Annotated in this window: 15 protein-coding genes and 1 pseudogene; 11 read left to right on the top strand and 5 right to left on the bottom strand. The window is 55.5% G+C overall.

The features are described 5' to 3' along the window. The first annotated feature begins 125 nt into the window (after positions 1–125). From AC3WKX_RS29800 to AC3WKX_RS29790, 3 genes are all read left to right on the top strand, one after another. On the top strand, positions 126–1,070 hold the full coding sequence (locus tag AC3WKX_RS29800) for a hypothetical protein (RefSeq protein ID WP_102605470.1): 945 nt from the start codon (positions 126–128) through the stop codon (positions 1,068–1,070). 297 nt (positions 1,071–1,367) lie between these two features. Further along, entirely contained in the window at positions 1,368–2,141 is a 774-nt protein-coding gene (locus AC3WKX_RS29795) for a hypothetical protein (protein WP_102605469.1), read from the top strand. Between the two features lie 67 nt (positions 2,142–2,208). Next, complete coding sequence (locus tag AC3WKX_RS29790; protein ID WP_146013723.1) at positions 2,209–2,838, top strand: hypothetical protein; 630 nt, start codon at positions 2,209–2,211, stop codon at positions 2,836–2,838. 410 nt (positions 2,839–3,248) lie between these two features. Here the strand turns inward: AC3WKX_RS29790 and AC3WKX_RS29785 are convergent, their stop codons facing one another. After that, positions 3,249–5,126 carry an ATP-dependent nuclease gene (locus tag AC3WKX_RS29785; RefSeq protein ID WP_102605467.1) on the bottom strand — a complete coding sequence of 626 codons (1,878 nt, stop codon included), beginning with the start codon at positions 5,124–5,126 and terminating at the stop codon, positions 3,249–3,251. Between the two features lie 229 nt (positions 5,127–5,355). Between AC3WKX_RS29785 and AC3WKX_RS29780 the strand changes: the two genes are divergently transcribed. Genes AC3WKX_RS29780 through AC3WKX_RS29765 form a run of 4 tightly spaced genes read left to right on the top strand, consistent with a single transcriptional unit; the run spans position 5,356 to position 8,174 of the window. Then, entirely contained in the window at positions 5,356–5,697 is a 342-nt protein-coding gene (locus tag AC3WKX_RS29780; protein ID WP_256579819.1) for a hypothetical protein, read from the top strand. Positions 5,698–5,699: 2 nt separating this feature from the next. Then, positions 5,700–6,911 (top strand): PfkB family carbohydrate kinase, encoded by a 1,212-nt coding sequence (locus AC3WKX_RS29775; protein WP_102605465.1) that lies wholly within the window; start codon positions 5,700–5,702, stop codon positions 6,909–6,911. Then, positions 6,908–7,513 (top strand): 7-cyano-7-deazaguanine synthase, encoded by a 606-nt coding sequence (locus AC3WKX_RS29770; RefSeq protein ID WP_102605464.1) that lies wholly within the window; start codon positions 6,908–6,910, stop codon positions 7,511–7,513. The genes AC3WKX_RS29775 and AC3WKX_RS29770 overlap by 4 nt, the downstream gene beginning before the upstream one ends. Continuing rightward, the gene (locus AC3WKX_RS29765) at positions 7,491–8,174 is read left to right on the top strand and encodes a nitroreductase family protein (RefSeq protein WP_102605463.1); all 684 of its coding nucleotides are present in this window, start codon (positions 7,491–7,493) and stop codon (positions 8,172–8,174) included. Before AC3WKX_RS29770 ends, AC3WKX_RS29765 begins: the two co-directional genes overlap by 23 nt. Here AC3WKX_RS29765 and AC3WKX_RS29760 read toward each other — a convergent pair. Together AC3WKX_RS29760 and AC3WKX_RS29755 are read right to left on the bottom strand one after the other, a co-directional pair. Beyond that, a complete protein-coding gene (locus AC3WKX_RS29760) occupies positions 8,171–8,941 on the bottom strand; it encodes an 8-oxoguanine DNA glycosylase (RefSeq protein WP_102605462.1) in 771 nt (256 codons plus the stop codon). The genes AC3WKX_RS29765 and AC3WKX_RS29760 overlap by 4 nt on opposite strands. After that, positions 8,941–9,516 carry a DNA adenine methylase gene (locus AC3WKX_RS29755; RefSeq protein WP_256579818.1) on the bottom strand — a complete coding sequence of 192 codons (576 nt, stop codon included), beginning with the start codon at positions 9,514–9,516 and terminating at the stop codon, positions 8,941–8,943. Before AC3WKX_RS29755 ends, AC3WKX_RS29760 begins: the two co-directional genes overlap by 1 nt. A 411-nt stretch (positions 9,517–9,927) precedes the next feature. Here AC3WKX_RS29755 and AC3WKX_RS29750 point away from each other — a divergent pair. The 4 genes and pseudogenes from AC3WKX_RS29750 to AC3WKX_RS29735 all read left to right on the top strand — a co-directional run. Continuing rightward, positions 9,928–10,224 (top strand): annotated as a pseudogene (locus tag AC3WKX_RS29750) (transposase); the annotation flags it as partial. Continuing rightward, positions 10,221–10,565: an IS66 family insertion sequence element accessory protein TnpB gene (gene tnpB, locus AC3WKX_RS29745; RefSeq protein ID WP_003425037.1), complete on the top strand. Its 345-nt coding sequence runs from the start codon at positions 10,221–10,223 to the stop codon at positions 10,563–10,565. The pseudogene AC3WKX_RS29750 and the gene tnpB, both read left to right, overlap by 4 nt. Before the next feature lie 37 nt (positions 10,566–10,602). Continuing rightward, positions 10,603–12,108 (top strand): IS66 family transposase, encoded by a 1,506-nt coding sequence (gene tnpC, locus AC3WKX_RS29740; RefSeq protein WP_003425038.1) that lies wholly within the window; start codon positions 10,603–10,605, stop codon positions 12,106–12,108. A gap of 3 nt (positions 12,109–12,111) precedes the next feature. Then, positions 12,112–12,411, top strand: coding sequence for a plasmid pRiA4b ORF-3 family protein (locus AC3WKX_RS29735; RefSeq protein WP_003425039.1), 300 nt, complete (start codon positions 12,112–12,114; stop codon positions 12,409–12,411). A 92-nt stretch (positions 12,412–12,503) separates the two neighbouring features. Here the strand turns inward: AC3WKX_RS29735 and merB are convergent, their stop codons facing one another. Together merB and merA are read right to left on the bottom strand one after the other, a co-directional pair. Then, positions 12,504–13,142: an organomercurial lyase MerB gene (gene merB / locus AC3WKX_RS29730; RefSeq protein ID WP_003425042.1), complete on the bottom strand. Its 639-nt coding sequence runs from the start codon at positions 13,140–13,142 to the stop codon at positions 12,504–12,506. A gap of 12 nt (positions 13,143–13,154) precedes the next feature. Next, a complete protein-coding gene (merA, locus tag AC3WKX_RS29725; protein WP_003425044.1) occupies positions 13,155–14,837 on the bottom strand; it encodes a mercury(II) reductase in 1,683 nt (560 codons plus the stop codon). Positions 14,838–14,924 lie beyond the last annotated feature (87 nt).

Below are 14,924 nucleotides of genomic sequence, written 5' to 3'. Positions count from 1 at the left end.
CTGGATGACAACATCAATGCAGTTCGCGACGGCTTCTCTAAACTGGCTGCTGCAATCGTGAAACCTTAGTATGAGAATTTGCCTTAAAGACCAGCCGTTGAATCTCATTCACCCCCGAGACAAGCATGAAATCAACTGAAAACAAAGTAAAATTCAAATACGAGTATTTTTTAAAAATTGCCGCACTCGGGCAATTTCCGATTGTCGAAATTAACAAAAATGACTACACAAACATTGCTCATGCTCGAGAAACCCTTACTGCTGCATTAAACATCGAAGAAAGCTACGACCTTGCACTAGGAAACTTCTTAGATCTAGAAAAAGAGCTGTTGATGCTCACCGTGGAAAAGGTTGTCGACCACAGATTCGATTATCACAGGGCCTATGACTTAAACTCGTCGCTCAACCGCAGAATAGTAAACTTTATACTATCTGGTAAAAATTATACCGAACTAATAGCCAGCAAAGCCTCAAAATGCGCCAGAGATGAAGCCGAAATTGAATCAGCGTTAAAAAAACTTACCAACAAACATTACGACGAAAACCTAGACTATCGGCTAATGGAGGCACTGAGAAACCATGTGAGCCATAGCGGTGTCGCTGTACACCTGGTTGACAATCCCGACCGATGGACTGTAGACGAAAACAAACAAGCCCAACATCTTGTATTTAATATTGGAATCTACGCCCTCAAGGCACGCCTTGCCGAAAATAGCGGCTTCAAAAAATCAGTTCTAAATGAACTTCCAGAAAAAATTGATCTAAAAAAAGCTGCAAGGTCATATATGGGAGCAATTAGCAACATCCAAGATGAAGCTAGGAAGCTCGTCAAAACCACAATAAACGCTGCAAGAGCAACCATAACTGGTCACTTAGAAAAATATGCAGCGCTAAATGATGGGAATTCCTTTGCAGTAGGTGCCTACAGTTCCACACTACATGAAGCGGGTGCAAAACCAATAATGTTACTTCTCGAATGGGACGATGTCAGAATCGAACTGGAAAGAAAAAACCAATCGATTTCCAATGTGGAAAAGCGCTATGTCAGCAGCGCAATATGCCCGAGCTAAAAGCCGATTATGCCGGTTGCAATTGCGACTCCACCTATGGCGCTCAGCGAACCCGGACAATGAGCTATTGACTGGTGAAAATGCCCTCGGAAGGCACGGACAGTTTGGGTACACTCAGGGATGAGTGAGAGCCCTAGGTCAAGGAATGCGAGAGGTAACCCAGTGTCTGAGTATTCAAGTGCCCGAGTGGGCAGCCAATTTCCGTTAAAGCTAGGTGAGATTTTCCATCGATCACCGGATGGTCGCATTCAACCTCGCAGCGGATTCGTCGAAGATTTGATCTGTCGAGTCCAAATTATGAATGTCCAAAATACCACTCTGAATCTCGACCCTACCCCGATAGTCGAGGCTCTGAGAGCGCAAGCGGATGATGATCGCCTAGATACGCTTCTCGATGGCTATCAAACCCTTGTTCTTCATTATGGCGATTATTGCGAAACGAATGACCCGCATTACCTTAGAGACATCAGCCTTGAAGCAAAAAAAAGTGTTTCGCGCTTTGCCGGCGCTCTCCAGAGGCAGCTGGACGTAATTGACCCAAGCAACTGGTTCCAGCTGGAAGAGAGGATTAAGCCTCTAGACGCCATTTGCGATGCGTACATAAAATTGTTTGCGCTTCATTTTTTTGCGAAAACCACTCTCCATCCACAGACAAAGTCGAACGCCTACAGTTTACAACCGCAGATCCGAGAAGCCATCGAAATGCTGCGACGTAAGCTCCAGGACACTCTGCTTCCTGGCGGAAATACGCAAGACTCAGTTTTGCTGGAAGCGTTTCTGTTGAAAGACAGTAACCGCTTCGAACACTATGCGCACTACGACGGCAGGTATTGCTCTATCCAAGGAGTGCAACGATTCGTTCAGCTAGCCAACTGCAATTCCGAGTATCGATCATCAATCCTTATTGAAAAGCCACACGCAGGCAGAGAGCACAGAAAATTCGCTGACAAGCTCATTCAACTGATCGAAAAATTCGAGACTCTATCTCAGGTGACTAGCTTCATTGAAACAGTAGATGAGGAAAGGATGCTGCCTGATCTACTTGCTGACCTAAGTCGCCCCTTAAAATAGCGGTTGCGGTGGCAGGGCAGACGAATCCGAGCGGCGGCAAATACTTTTCGTATTATGAGATGAGCATATGTTTGACCCTGATGATATCGACCCGGACTACGTATCGTTCCTCTGGAGTGTGTACCATTGCCGACAGAATCCGTCTGCGGAAGATTATTTAAATTTCGCCAGACAAGATCTTGCAGACGGAACCAGTCCTAGGTATCTAATCAATGCTTTATCAAATGCGAAGCGAGCGCTTCACATGAGGATGGAAGATGTCTGTCTTGGTTTTGGCGCGGTCTCACTTAGAAACTTAAGAAACTTTCACGCGCTATCAAATTATTTAAAAAAATGCGGACTACCGTCACTAACTGTCCTTGAGAAACTTAATAAAGCAAGAAACGACACTGAGCATGATTTTTCCATTCCAGAGCAGGAGATGGTAGAGATCTATATTGACGTTGCCCATTTATTTTTGAGCGCCACGGACAGATGGTCTGGAAGGCATCCCTGCGACATCGAGGTAGATAAAAAAAATGAAGCCGGCGATAGGCGTTTGCGACTGATTAACTTCAATTGGAAAACAGGAAGCGTAACACTAAGAATCAGTGGCAAAGACAGCAAGCACCACGAATTCCCCCACAGCGTGACCTACACAAATAAAGAACCTGAGTTCTTCAAGTGGGTAACCTTCGCTACTAAAAACAGTACCTAATTAGGGGCTAAGGGCCGTGAAGTGCACGCCCTCTCTACCACGTACAAAACCTACTACTGGAGCATAGCAGTGTTAGAAGATGCTACCCGGAAATCAACCGACTGAATTCTTGTAAACTACTGCGTCCGCCCTCGCGAAAAGTAGCGACTACTTCTCGGCTATTCAGTTTAGTCAGTTCCCAAACCGCCCCGCTCGCTCCGCTTTAATCACATCAGTAGTCCGGATCAAATGACTATCGCCGAACCACCCGTATTGGGTCTTTTATTTGGTGGCAAACAAGCCTTACCGCTGTGCTGACTGCTGACATGCGCCCCCCACGGGCTCATTACTTGCAGTCGCCCAGTCTCGCCCGTGCCAGGCATTGTGTACCGGGAGGTAATCGGGTTAGCTCCCGGCTAAATGCTCTCGCATTACAGTGCAGAAATGCGCTTCCCAAGAGATGTGAGCACTGAGTGAAGGTTCTGCAGGCCTTGGATCGAGAATATTTCAACAGACGTATCTGCTCTGTAGAGGTATTCAGCCAAGATCAGGCCGTACTGAGCCTTGGTAGGTAGGGAGCTCAATCCCAGGCTGTTCTGAGCAACCTCCAGGCTGTCTTTCCCCACGAGCGTTTCCAGCGCCATTTCTTCGAATGAGGTGTCGATATCTGCTAGGGTGATCACCATCTGCTCGGGCAGGATCCATTCTTCTCGGTAGCGATCTCGGGCTTTTCGCCCTTCCTTATCGTCGTCGAGCAGAACGATGAATTTCTCACCGCGCCCCATGAGCAAGCTGATCAGGTTACCTGACGCGCTTGAGCCGACACCTGGAATTAGGTTGAACCCCAGTTTACCTCCACTCCGTAATGCTGCTGCTTTGAGCGCGTAGTAGTCCGAGATCCCTTCCAAAATCACGCAAGGTGAAGTCCCTACGATTTCAGGTGCGACATACTGCAGACGGTCAATCACTGGCTGGAAGTAGTGTGTACGGGTAGGGAAGGAGTTCAGGTATTGCTTGTACTTGATCGCGTTCACTTCAGCAGGCGTGAAGTCGAGATCATAGTCCTCATCATCACCCTGACCTGCCGGACGGTTCTCGATGATGTAAGCCCCAGACAGCCACTTCGGGTTCACCATGTGGTGGCTGTGGGTTGAGTAGATGATCTTATCGCCGCTAGCCGCCATCTTCTCGAAGTAACCCAGCAGCTCTGCCTGCGCGCGGGAATGCAGGTTTGCAGCAGGCTCGTCAAAGACGTAGATTTTATGCTGGTTTTCACGTTCGAGCTTGAAGCCCGTGAGCAGCAAGAATGTGAAGAACCATCTGAAGCCGATCGATCGCTCGGCGATCTTGTAAGTCGTATCGCGGTTACTCACGACAAACGACACGACTGCAGTGGGGTTATCAACGCCGCCGACTGTCCACTTGAGGTCGACCCGTTTTGCTGTGGCATTGCGTGAAAGAACGCGCCGCCAACCGCCAATCACTTCAGCTGAAAGCGCGTTAGAGACCTGTTGAAAGACATTATCAATCTGGCCTTTTACTGCGCTTCGCTGAAATTTCTCGTACCAATCAGCACCGTTAGCGGCCCGATATGCCTCGATAGGTCTGCTCACATCCCGGCCAACATCGTAGCCAGCGAATTTTATGATGCGCTCGACAATCTCCCGATAATGCCTCTTCTCGTACCCCTCATAATCATTGGATGCGAGCGAAATCTGCTCAGGCACATTGATCAAAAACGTCGGAAAATACGCGACCTTGGGTATCGATGCCTCGATCAAATCAGCCGTTCGCTTCCACAGATTTTCGTCTTCGTCGTCCGGCTGGGCGTAAATCTCAAATTCGCCCTCTCCCCCCAGCCTTACCCTGAAATCGAACCCTAGGCTAGCAATCCTGGATTTTGGCTCGCTGTTTTCAAAGCTGAATTCCCTTGCGATCTTGAAGGGCTTTGCTAATGCCTCAGTGTCTACTTCCAATCCAGCACGCCGCACCAGGGCTTTGATCGACTCCAGATCATGCGCTTCAAGCTCAACGGTCGCAGCGATCGATACGGTGCCAGTAAATGCGCCTTTCTTGCTGGCGGGGATGAAGGTGAACTGATCTTTGTTTTCTGGACTGAAGAAGTAGAGCCTTGAAACCGAGCGGTCGCTGCTCACAAATTGCGAGATGGCTTCCAATATCGTGGTTTTGCCACTTTCATTCAGTCCAATGAGTGTCACGACTGGGTTGTCCAATCGCCCTGCCAGCTCAACTCGTGTACTAACAATCCCTTTGTAATTCTTTATCTCAAAATCGAGGATTTTCGACATCAGCGCACACGACCTTGTGTTGGCACGAATCGGAGCACAGCCAGGGCTAAATCTGGCCGGTTTGAACCTGTGGATAGTGCCCTGCCGCTCGGACGCGGGCTATTGGCAAATTGGATCCGGCAGGGGTAGAGTGCTGGCACTCTAGCATTAAGCCGACCGCTGTCAACTGGCCTAGATTTGACGCCAGGCCACTGTTGCGTTGGTTCACACAGGGAAGATGGGGAACGTTATGTCAGGTTCTGACGGAAGGCTTTTTAGAGATTACACAGCCGGTGCTCCAACCGAGACCGCCTGCGATACGCTGTACCTGCAGACCCAGCTTGCTTCTCCAAAGCCCGAGGTCGTGAGCGAGATCGAAGTCGGGCATACGCTTGGAATTGGCCTTGGTGAAATCGACGGCAACGTCGTCGCCTGCGCATTTTGGAACAGGCATATTGCCGGCGGTATTGCATCTCCCAAGGTTATTCGGCTGATCGCCTGCATCCAAAGTGGTACGAACTATTCAGCAATAGTTACGGCAAAAATGGGTGCTCAGATCTCCATCAAAATCTCGCCGATCAAGGAGGAGTGATTTTGATCAGACTGACTGGCGGTGTGTATTACGAGCAGTGCATGTGTCCCCTATGGCAAGAGCTGTTTGGCTCAGGCGGTCGAGCTGCCACGGCGATAGCGCGCCTTGGCGGGCACGTGGCCCTGGACACATATGCGGATTGCACGGCAGAGGCCATTCTTCGCCAAAGAGCAGTGCTGGAAGGCTTTAGTGTTGTATCCCATGCTATTAACCAGAGCTTGCATTTCCGGTACACCCATGGTCTTGCCAAGCCGTCGATCCAGCCGGTACCAGAGACCTCTTCGACGACCCTTCAAATCACTGCCGAAAATGTGGTTCGCTTCGGACTGCTCGAAGGTGACTGCGTCGTCGATGCCCGCAATGCCGTTTACGACCCACAGAGCTCCCGGCACCCTGTCCCCTTTCACGAGAATGGCTCCAAGGCCGAGCGGCTTGCGCTTGTCCTGAACAGAAGTGAAGCCGAAGCGCTACATGGCAGTGACGAATTGAGTGCAGCCGATTTGGCGCGGGCACTATCGAAGTCACAGAGCGCCGAGATCGTCATCATCAAGATGGGCCCTGCTGGCGCCCTGCTGTTCCATGACGGCCAATCGCACCACATCCCCTCCTTCGTGACGTCGCAGGTGTGGAAGATCGGTTCAGGCGATGTGTTCGTCGCGAGCTTCGCGCACTTTTGGCTCGAAGAGGGACTTACGCCCCTTGAGGCCGCCATGCAGGCCTCACGTGCCACGGCGTACTACTGCGAGACGAAGGGCTTTGCCTCCAAAGCGGAACTGGAGACCTATCACCCTGCCGCCGCCAGCCTGCCGAAGAAATCCAGAACAGGTAGGCCTCCTCTGGTCTACCTCGCCGGCCCTTTCTTCTCGCTGGCACAGCTCTGGCTCGTCGAGGAAGCCCGCGCCCGGCTTTTGGAAATGGGGTTGAACGTATTTTCCCCTGTCCATGACGTTGGCCACGGGCCTGCGGATGAAGTCGTGCAGAAGGATCTCGATGCGATCCACGAGTGCGATCTCATGCTCGCGATCGGGGATGGCCTCGACGCCGGGACGATCTATGAAATCGGCTACGCGCGCGCACTTAAGAAGCCCGTCATCATGTACGTGGAGAATGAGTCGGAAGAGGATCAGAAGATGATGGCCGGCTCCGGCTGCACGCTGACCAAGGACTTCGTCACCGCCATTTACCAAACCGCATGGAAGGCAACTGAACTATGAAGCGCGCCCTTCTTTTATCAGGCGGTATGGATTCACTCGCAGTCGCCTGGTGGCTGCGCCCTGAAATCGGCATCACGCTGAACTATGGGCAACTCGCCGCTCAGGCTGAGATCTGCGCCTCAAAGGCCATCTGCGAGCAGCTCCAGATTGAGCACCATGTCATCTCTATCGACTGCCGATCGGTCGGCTCCGGCGACATGGCCGGAGGCAAGGCTGATGCCCATGCACCTGCCAGTGACTGGTGGCCATACCGAAACCAGATGCTCGTCACTCTGGCGGCCATGAAAGCCATCAGCCTCGGCGTGAACAAGCTCTACCTGGGTACCGTGAAATCCGATGGTTCCCACCGCGATGGCACTCCGGAGTTCATCGCTGCCATCAATCAGCTGATGGTCATTCAGGAGGGTGAAATGACCGTTGAGGCGCCTGCGATCGAGTTGAGCACCACCGAGTTGGTAAGAACTGCTGGCGTGCCCTCCTCTATCCTGGCCTGGGCTCACAGCTGCCACAAATCGAGCGTGCCGTGCGGCAACTGCAGAGGCTGCAACAAGTACTTCGAGGTCTGGCACGAGATCGAACATGGAATGGATCAAGCTCGGTAGCCCGACGGTAAGAGCTGAACATGGCTACTATCAGCCCTTCACCTGGCCTGATGGAACATTCCATGCGCTGCCCGAGATAGAGGATGTCGGCGACAAAGGCATCCTCAATCTACTCGACCATAGGCGCACCAGGCGAACGTTCAATGCTTTGAGTGAAGGCCAGCTGGGCCAGTTGCTGTGGCGCTGTGCACGAACGCAGGCCATTGCCGAATCGGACTATGGCTTCGACCTAGAATTGCGGCCGGCGCCATCTGCCGGCGCCATCCACCCTATCCATATCCTGGTTCACCTTCCAGGCGCCTCGAACTGGCTCCGCTACGATAGTCGCCGGCACGGTCTTGTCGAGATATCAGGATCAGTGGAGGCCTTTGCAGGATTGGAAGAACAGAGCCATGACGCTCTGCCCACAGAGCAGGCAACGCGGTTGCTCCTAGTGGCGGAGCCCGGTAAGACCCGTGCCAAATACCAGCACGGTGAAAGCCTGATCTGGCGAGACGCTGGAGCACTCTTGGCGGTCATGGCCGTGATTGCTGAAGCCTTGGACTACTCGTTTTGCCCGTTAGGGATTACGGGTGAACCGTGGGCTGGTCGACTCGCACCTGCAGGTGTTCTCACTGGGGTTGGTGTTGCACTCGTTGGCGGGCGGACGCCACAGCACTAGGCGGCTTTCAAACCAGCCTGGTTCAGCAGTCCGTGGACGACGGTAGGCGCAGACATCATCTGGTACCACATCAGCGCGTCGAGCTTGGAGGGTCGAACGTCAATCGCTTTGCTGAGCGCAAGAAACTCAGCTTCGAGCTTCAGGTAGTGGCGCTCCACGGTGAGGCCGGGGGTGAAGAAGCCAGTCAACGCCCCTGCACGCAAAATGTGGATATCCAAGATGGCGACATCATCTGCATCAAGCCAGTTGCGAGCAATCCACGAAGCAGTCTTGTAGCCAATGCCCGGCAGCTCCAGCAGCCAGTCCCGAAGGGCCCGGCCAGAATGAAGAGGAACACCCCCTAAGGCCAAAGCTGCAAGCGCCGAATGAAGGTAACGCGCCTTTTGTTTGGCAAAGCGGTAGCGCACTGAGCGGCTGCCGATTTTCAGTGGGATGGTCAGCCACTCTTGCAGTTGTTCCTCACTGGGCACCTCAGCGTCAAAAGTACCGAGGTTTCTCAGGTGAGCGAAGGCCGCCAGTCCGACGTTCGCCGGGATACCATGGCCACCCAGCAGGCACGCCCCGACCTCTTCAGCTAGGGTGGCGCCAAGCTTATAGTTGAGCGGCTCGGGCTCTTGTTCGTTTGCCCAGACCTGATAGGCCCAGTACGCCGGAGTCGGGAATGCTTCGATCAAGCCCCATGAAATACCAGGGAGCACTTCGCTCATAGCATCAGGGAAATCGCGGCTGTAGATCTTGGAGTCTACGAACACAACACCGTTCTGCATTACCGGGCCTCCTGTACGGAGCCATAGGTTTGCGTGATCCAGCGCAAGAAATCGTTGCGCTCTACTGGATCCATCGCATTGACACGATCGCGGAGTCGGGAATGGCGACGGGCAATGGTCTGTCGCTCGCGAAACGTGTCACCTAAATAACGACTGTCGTGAAGCTCTTGTGGGGCAGCGTAGTTCATCCAGACGCATTCTTCCCTGAGATCCGTGTGCGTCTTCGCCATGAACGTCACCTTCCTCCATCCTTGGAGCGTTTCGTTGTAGAGAGCATTGTCGTAACCGGAAATCATCACCTTACACGGGGCACTGCTAAGTGTACGAAGCAGCTCCTCGTGCTGGCCCAGGTCATACTCGAAACGGTAGATTTTGGAGCGACGACGAGTCTCCGTGACATACGGAGGATCAGCATAGATCAGTTCGCTGCCTTCAAACTCAAAGCCGCCCAAGAATCTCGAAGCATCGCCCTGGACAAGCTCAAGACCCTGGACGTCAAGTGTGGCCCAGGTCTGATGAACAGCAGGATCTATATCCACGCCAATGTTTCGAGCTGCGGTTTTTTTGTGGCGCATTACCGCGCCCGCTCCCAAGTGCGTCTCAATGTAGGTCTGATGCGGAGGCATCAGGTTTATCAAGCGCTGGTAGCACTTGCCTTTCCCGCCTGGATATCTCATACGTCCATCATCGTCAGATGTGACGATGATGTCAATAAATACTACCGATTAGGGTGATGAGCGAGCGGCAGGATTGCGAGTGCAACTGTGCCACCCTTGGGCCCTCTATCCAGGCCGCCTTTCGGGGAGGGCTTCTTCGATGAACTGTAACCGTCCGGCCAGCACCCTCTCCTGACAGCCCTCCAAATTGGCCAAGATAGTGGACACCATTTTTTAGTGGACACTATCTTGGATACAGTTGCCCCAGCCCGTCGAGCCGGTCGCCGCCCCAACTTTCCGCTGGACTTTAAACGCCAAGTCGTCGAGGCCACCTTCCAGCCTGGCGCCTCCGTGTCATTGATCGCTCGCGAACATGACGTCAATGCCAATCTGGTCTTTCGCTGGCGGCAGCAATACCAAGAAGGGCTATTCGGCCCGGTCAGCCAGAGTGCTTCGTTTTTGCCAGTCCAGGTGATCGAGGCGCCAATGGATCTGCCGCCAGTCTTCCAGCCACAGGCAGAGTGTCATTCCGAGATCGCAGTTGAGGTAGGAAAAGCCAAGTTGCGTATCACCGGAGCACCAGACCCGCAGACGCTGCAACTCGTCTTGCAGCAGTTAGTGCGATGATTGCCCCTCCCGCTGGAACCCGTATCTGGATCGCCGCTGGCGTCACGGACATGCGTCGTGGCTTCGACGGTTTGGCGGCCATGGTGCAGACTCAACTGGAAGCCGATCCCTTCTCCGGTCAGATCTTCGCCTTTCGCGGACGGCGTGGTGACCGGATCAAACTGTTGTGGTGGGATGGCGACGGCTTGTGCCTGTTTTGCAAACGGTTGGAGCAAGGACGCTTTGTCTGGCCGCAAGCAACCAGCGGCAGCGTGTCGCTGACGACCGCGCAGTTGTCGATGCTGTTGGAGGGCATTGATTGGCGCCGGCCAATTCGTACAGCACCCGTCCTCGCGGTCTGACTTGCCGCGCTGAAAAAATCCCCAGTAATATTCGGGCATGACCCTCGTGACCGACTCCCTGCCGAATGATCTTCAAGCCTTGAAGGCGCTGATCGCTGCCCAGCACGCAGAGATTGAGCGCTTGAAGATGATGATCGCCAAGCTGCGTCGTACGCAGTTCGGTCGCAGCTCCGAGCAACTGGAAGCGATGATCGACCAGCTCCAGTTGAGCCTTGATGAGCTGCAAATCAGCCAAGCCGAAATGACACCTCCAGTCGAGCCGGCACCTCGCGCAGTTTCGCGCCGTAAACCATTGCCTGAACACCTACCTCGCGAAACCCACGTTCATCAGCCCGAGTCGCAATGCACTGGCTGCGGTGGGACGCTTCGCCATTTAGGTGAGGATGTGTCCGAAGTGCTGGAGTACGTTCCGGCACGTTTCAAAGTCATTCGCCATGTCCGTCCGAAGTGGGTTTGCCGCTGCTGCGAGCACTTCGCCCAGGTGCCGGCACCGAGTCGCCCGATCGCCCGAGGTCTTGCCGGCCCAGGGTTGTTGGCCCATGTGCTGGTCTCGAAGTTTGTCGATCATTTGCCGTTGTATCGGCAGTCCGAGATCTACGCCCGTGAGGGCGTGGAGCTGGAGCGCTCAACCCTGGCCGACTGGGTTGGCCAGAGCAGTCAGTTGCTGCGACCACTGATCAACGCCCTTGAGCACCACGTCATGAGCGGACACAAAGTCCATGCCGACGACACGCCGATTGGCGTGCTCGCGCCGGGCAACGGCAAGACCAAATCGGCGCGCCTGTGGACGTACGTGCGGGACGACCGACCTACGGGGGACGCGACACCGGCGGCGGTCTGGTTTGCCTACTCGCCGGATCGCAAGGGGCAACATCCCCGCGCGCATCTCAAGCGCTTCAGCGGGATCTTGCAGGCGGACGGCTATGCCGGTTTTGCTCAACTATATGCCACGGGCACCATTGAGGAAGCGGCGTGTTGGGCTCACGCCCGGCGCAAGTTTTACGAGGTCTACAAAGACCTGGCTTCACCACTTGCCGCCGAGGCGCTGCAACGGATTGCGGCCCTGTATGCCATCGAAAGCGAGATTCGAGGGCAACCGCCCAACCTGCGAAAAGTGGTTCGGCAAAGCCGAGCCAGTCCGCTGCTGGAACAACTCCACGCGTGGCTCAACCAGACGCTGACTCAACTGTCGAAAAAATCGGCATTGGGCGGTGCGATTCTCTATGCCCTCAATCGGTGGCAGGCCTTGGTGCGCTATTGCGATGACGGGCGAATTGAGATCGACAACAACGCTGCCGAACGCGCGCTACGTGCTGTCGCGCTAGGCAGAAAAAATTATCTGTTCGTCGGTTCCAACGCCGGCGGCGAACGAGCGGCTGCGATTTACAGCCTGGTGGGTTCAGCCAAACTCAACGACCTGAACCCGCAAGCCTATTTGACACACGTGCTGGAGCGCATCGCCGACCACCCGATCAATCGGGTCGACGAACTGCTGCCCTGGAACGTTTCTCTCGCCTCCACGGAACTCTGCGAGGCCGCCTGATCCATGGTCAAAACTGTTCGCTTGCCAAAACCCGAACCTGATTTGTTGCTACTGCACATTGAATTGAAGTGGATCGAACCTGCCATCTGGCGCCGTGTGGCGGTGCCCGAGAACATCACCTTAGGCAAATTGCACGCGGTGATCCAGATCGCAATGGGCTGGCACGATGACCATCTGCATGAGTTTGAAATAGCTGGTGAGAGTTACGGTATTCCCGACTCCGATGGATGGGGGCCTCCCGTGAACTCGGAGACCCGCAAGACTCTGATCAAAGCGTTGAACGGGAAAAGGACATTCCGCTAGGTCTATGACTTTGGCGATGGCTGGGATCACCGGATCAAAGTCGGAAAGAGAAATCCGATGCCCACTCCGTAGGACATTGAGTCGAAATCCAATCACGATGTTCTCATTGGAAGGGTCTGCAACAGATGTCGATTAAGCTCCTGGCCCACGCCGAACGCCTCTTGGACGCTTACGATAGTCAATCCTTGATGCTTGGAGGCCCAATCTTCTGCCGCTGGGATAGATGCGAAGAAATGCACATGGCAACAGAAGGACTGACGAACGTCGGCCGCCTCCTGCGGCAATACCAGTGACACTGCCACGTCGGCAGGTTCAACAGCCTGTATCTCGCTGGGTGAAACCGTAAGCGAAACGGGTGCTCCAGTTGCAGCGCAATGCGACGAGACGCGAGCTGTACGGCCGATTAACGCCGGGAGCATCAGGGTGTCCAGCGCGCACCAGGCATACAGCCGGCGGTTGTCAATTTCCAAGACATGCGACGTCTCGCGCAAGGTGAGGACATAGCCGATGATGTTCCCATCGTTGTCGTATTCGGTACTGGTGGCTTGTTCGAGCACAGCCGCCACTTGCTCAGCGGGCCAGCCAAGAGTCCTGGCAAGCGTAGTTCGCGAAATCGGGCGTCCCTTGGCAAGTTCACCCAGTAGCGCGACCAAGAACTCCGCAAAACCTTTGGGCCGGTTGGTCGGGGTGAGACGTTCGGCGATCTCGGTAATGTAGCGGGCAAATTTCATGGTGCTCTCCATTCATCCAGCGCAGCAGGACAATTGCTTTACGTCCTTGGTGAAAGTCTGCGCCGCGAGCTTCAGGCCCTCGACCATGGTTAGGTAGGGGAACAACTGGTCGGCCAGCTCCTGCACGGTCATGCGGTTGCGAATAGCCAGCACCGCCGTCTGAATCAGCTCGCCCGCTTCCGGGGCCACCGCCTGCACGCCGAGCAACCGACCAGAACCCGCTTCGGCGACCAGCTTGATGAACCCTCGCGTGTCGAAGTTGGCCAGCGCACGCGGCACGTTGTCCAGGCTCAGCGTGCGACTGTCGGTTTCGAGGCCTGCGCGCTGTGCTTCCGCTTCGCTGTAACCGACGGTGGCCACCTGCGGATCGGTGAACACCACCGCCGGCATGGCATCGAGATTAAGCGTAGCTTCGCCGCCGGTCATGTTGATCGCCGCACGGGTGCCAGCCGCCGCCGCGACGTAGACGAACTGCGGCTGGTTGGTGCAGTCGCCGGCTGCATAGATATCCACTGCGCTACTGCGCATGCCCTGATCGATCTGAATGGCGCCGCGTTCATCCAACAGTACACCCGCCGCTTCCAGGTTCAGGCTTTGGGTGTTGGGCGTGCGGCCGGTGGCGACGAACAGTTGGTCGGCGCGCAGTTCACCGTGGTTGGTGGTCAGTACGAATTCGCCGTTGGCGTGGGTCACCTGACTGGCTTGTGTCTGCTCAAGCACGTCGATGCCCTCCATGCGGAAGGCTGCGGTCAGCGCCTCGCCGATGGCCGGATCTTCGCGGAAGAACAGCGAGTTGCGCGCCAGGATGGTGACGCGGCTACCCAGCCGGGCAAAGGCTTGCGCCAGCTCCAAGGCCACCACGGATGAGCCGATCACGGCGAGCCGTTGCGGAATACTGGCGCTGGCCAGTGCCTCCTCCGAGGTCCAATAGGGGGTGTCTTGCAGCCCGCGAATCGGCGGCACGGCCGCACCGGCGCCGGTAGCGATCAGGCAGCGGTCGAACGCGACTTCGCGCCCGCCCCCCTCGACCAGTTCGACGCTGAGCGTGTGGCCGTCCTGGAAGCGAGCGGTGCCACGCAGCACGGTGATGGCTGGTGTGCTCTCCAGAATGCCTTCGTACTTGGCGTGACGCAGTTCGTCGACAAGGCCTTGCTGTTGCGCGAGCAGCCGCTCGCGCAGGACGGTCGGCGGCGTGGCGGGCATTCCGTCATCGAACGGACTCTCGCGGCGCAAATGAGCCACATGCGCGGCGCGAATCATGATTTTCGACGGCACGCAGCCGACGTTGACGCAAGTGCCGCCGATGGTGCCGCGCTCGATCAGAGTGACGCGGGCGCCGGCTTCCACCGCCTTCAAGGCGGCCGCCATTGCCGCACCGCCGCTGCCTATGACTGCAATGTGTAGCGCGTCGCCGTTTTTGCCGACCTCGGTGTCGCTGCGCAACCAGCCCAGCGCCTTATCGAGCTGGCCGGGGCGCGGTTGTAGCGAGGCGACTTCGAACGACGCTTGATACCCAAGGGCCTCGACGGCGGCTTGCATTTGTTCACGGCTGACAGCCGCGTCGGCCGTCATTTCGGCCTTCCCACCGGCGTAGGAGACGTCCGCCCGGTGCACGCCGGAGATTCCCTCCAGAGCATCTCTGACGCGGTCGGCACAGGAGGCGCAGGTCATACCGTGGATTCGCAGTGTGGTCATAGCGTTTACTTCCTCAAATGGGTCTCTTTGCGGCATTACTGTTTTGGCTGTGGTGGGCAGGCACCCGGGGCGCAACGGGGGTGGGCG

The sequence above is a fragment of the Pseudomonas sp. GP01-A4 genome, from assembly GCF_058780865.1.
This window is presented reverse-complemented; position numbering and strand designations above follow the sequence as displayed.

Excerpts from the sequence above, each read along its gene's own strand:
- tnpB (WP_003425037.1), top strand. The coding sequence starts at position 10,221 with ATGATTGCCCCTCCCGCTGGAACCCGTATCTGGATCGCCGCTGGCGTC.
- AC3WKX_RS29800 (WP_102605470.1), top strand. The coding sequence starts at position 126 with ATGAAATCAACTGAAAACAAAGTAAAATTCAAATACGAGTATTTTTTA.
- AC3WKX_RS29765 (WP_102605463.1), top strand. The coding sequence starts at position 7,491 with ATGGAATGGATCAAGCTCGGTAGCCCGACGGTAAGAGCTGAACATGGC.
- AC3WKX_RS29790 (WP_146013723.1), top strand. The coding sequence starts at position 2,209 with ATGTTTGACCCTGATGATATCGACCCGGACTACGTATCGTTCCTCTGG.
- AC3WKX_RS29755 (WP_256579818.1), bottom strand. The coding sequence starts at position 9,516 with ATGCGCCACAAAAAAACCGCAGCTCGAAACATTGGCGTGGATATAGAT.
- AC3WKX_RS29795 (WP_102605469.1), top strand. The coding sequence starts at position 1,368 with ATGAATGTCCAAAATACCACTCTGAATCTCGACCCTACCCCGATAGTC.
- merB (WP_003425042.1), bottom strand. The coding sequence starts at position 13,142 with ATGAAATTTGCCCGCTACATTACCGAGATCGCCGAACGTCTCACCCCG.
- AC3WKX_RS29770 (WP_102605464.1), top strand. The coding sequence starts at position 6,908 with ATGAAGCGCGCCCTTCTTTTATCAGGCGGTATGGATTCACTCGCAGTC.
- tnpC (WP_003425038.1), top strand. The coding sequence starts at position 10,603 with ATGACCCTCGTGACCGACTCCCTGCCGAATGATCTTCAAGCCTTGAAG.
- merA (WP_003425044.1), bottom strand. The coding sequence starts at position 14,837 with ATGACCACACTGCGAATCCACGGTATGACCTGCGCCTCCTGTGCCGAC.
- AC3WKX_RS29735 (WP_003425039.1), top strand. The coding sequence starts at position 12,112 with ATGGTCAAAACTGTTCGCTTGCCAAAACCCGAACCTGATTTGTTGCTA.
- AC3WKX_RS29780 (WP_256579819.1), top strand. The coding sequence starts at position 5,356 with ATGTCAGGTTCTGACGGAAGGCTTTTTAGAGATTACACAGCCGGTGCT.
- AC3WKX_RS29785 (WP_102605467.1), bottom strand. The coding sequence starts at position 5,126 with ATGTCGAAAATCCTCGATTTTGAGATAAAGAATTACAAAGGGATTGTT.
- AC3WKX_RS29760 (WP_102605462.1), bottom strand. The coding sequence starts at position 8,941 with ATGCAGAACGGTGTTGTGTTCGTAGACTCCAAGATCTACAGCCGCGAT.